The organism is Sandaracinobacter sp. (assembly GCF_041909755.1).
Lineage (GTDB): Bacteria > Pseudomonadota > Alphaproteobacteria > Sphingomonadales > Sphingomonadaceae > Sandaracinobacteroides.
This window is the reverse complement of record NZ_JAYRCW010000175.1, coordinates 1-1,516: the sequence shown is the minus strand read 5'-3', so window position 1 is coordinate 1,516 and position 1,516 is coordinate 1. Positions and strand designations below refer to the sequence as shown.

Genomic DNA, 1,516 nt, shown 5'->3' with positions numbered 1-1,516 from the left:
ATGGGGCCGGAGATTGGGCGGGTTGTCGCAATTCTAGCGGGTCGTTGGCGCGCGTGCCGCCGGGCGGGCGCTCGGGTTATGCTTGAGCGGCCTGCTGCCCGTCAATCACGCTTCACGCCATGCCCCAACGAATCGGCTTCGTCCTGCTGACCCACGCCAACACGCCGCAGGTCCGCCGCCTGATCGGCACGCTCGACCGCATGTTCGACGCGCCACCCATCGTCTGTCACCACGATTTTTCGAAATCTGACCTGCCGGCCCGGGGCTTTGGCGCAAATTTTTCATTCGTGCGGCCCCACGAGGTGACCGGCTGGGGGCGCTTCTCGATCGTCGAGGCGACCCTGCGCGGCATCGAGGTGCTGTATGCCCGGCCCAATCCGCCCGACTGGTTCGTGCTGCTGAGCGCGGCGGATTATCCGGTGAAGCCGGCGGAGAAGATTCTCGCCGATCTGGCCGCGAGCCCCTTCGATGCCTTTGTGGAGCATCGGGAGATCAGCTACGAACGCCGCCGGGAGCCCGCCGACAAGATGTACTTCCGGCGCTACCGGACTTTCCGCTTCCATGTGGCGGCGCTGTTTGGCGGCGCGCCGGCGGATCGCTTCTTCACCCTGGAGCATCCGCTGCTGACACGCCACTTCACGCCGTTTTCAGAGGCGTTCCGCTGTTATTTCGGCAGCCAGTGGTTCTGCGCCAACGGCAAGGCGGCCGAGCATCTGCTGCGCTTTCACCGGGAGCAGCGCGGCCTTGCCGAGCACTACCGGCGCCAGGAGCGCTACCGGGTGATCTGCCCGGACGAGTCCTACATCCAGACCATCCTCGCCAACGACCCTGGGCTGAAGGTGGCGAACGACCCGCTGCGCTACATCGACTGGGTGGCAGGCGAGCCCCATCCGCGCACCCTGGGCTGCGCCGATCTGCCGGCGATCGCCCGATCCACCGCCCACTTCGCCCGCAAGTTCGACGTGGCGGTGGACGCTGCGGTGCTGGACCGGCTGGACGAGATCGTCGGCTAAGGGCCGACGGCGGGCCTAGTGCCCGCGGGCGAAGAGCTGGGCGGCGCCGGGCAGCCTGAGGGCGGCGAGCTTGGCCATCACGCCGTCCCAATCCACCGCATCCAGCGTGTTCTTGACCAGCAGGCCCAGGTCGGTCTCGCCTTCCATCAGCAGGCGGCGGCTGAAGAACAGGGTGTCCGGGTCTTCCTCGCGGAGCGCCAGGGCCAGGTAGTCGCGGGTCTTGGCCGAGATGGTGAGATCCGGGTCGTGCCCGTCGAACAGCGGGCTGAAGCCCCGCGGCCCGAAGGTGAAGCGCAGCGCCATGCCGGCGTCGGTCACCTTGAGCAGCAGGCGCTTGCCGGTGAGGGGTTCCAGGGTGTCGCGGGGCAGCAGGCGGTCGAGGGCCAGGTTGAGGCCGGTGACCAGCGCCAGGGTGGGCGGCAGCTGCGGCAGGCGGGCGCCCACGCGGGCGAAGGGGCCGGGCAGGGTGAAGGCGGGGATTTTCATCGGCGGGCTCCGGGCTC

Annotated in this window: 2 protein-coding genes; one reads left to right on the top strand and one right to left on the bottom strand. The window is 68.7% G+C overall.

Features of this window, described 5'->3' with window-relative positions; genetic code table 11:
* Positions 1 to 119 precede the first annotated feature (119 nt).
* A complete protein-coding gene (locus tag ACE3O8_RS13590; RefSeq protein WP_374390604.1) occupies positions 120 to 1,013 on the top strand; it encodes a beta-1,6-N-acetylglucosaminyltransferase in 894 nt (297 codons plus the stop codon).
* Between the two features lie 15 nt (positions 1,014 to 1,028).
* On the opposite strand, the gene ACE3O8_RS13585 is transcribed toward ACE3O8_RS13590, so the two are convergent.
* On the bottom strand, positions 1,029 to 1,516 hold a 488-nt coding region (locus ACE3O8_RS13585), incomplete at its 5' end, for an SCP2 domain-containing protein (protein WP_374390602.1).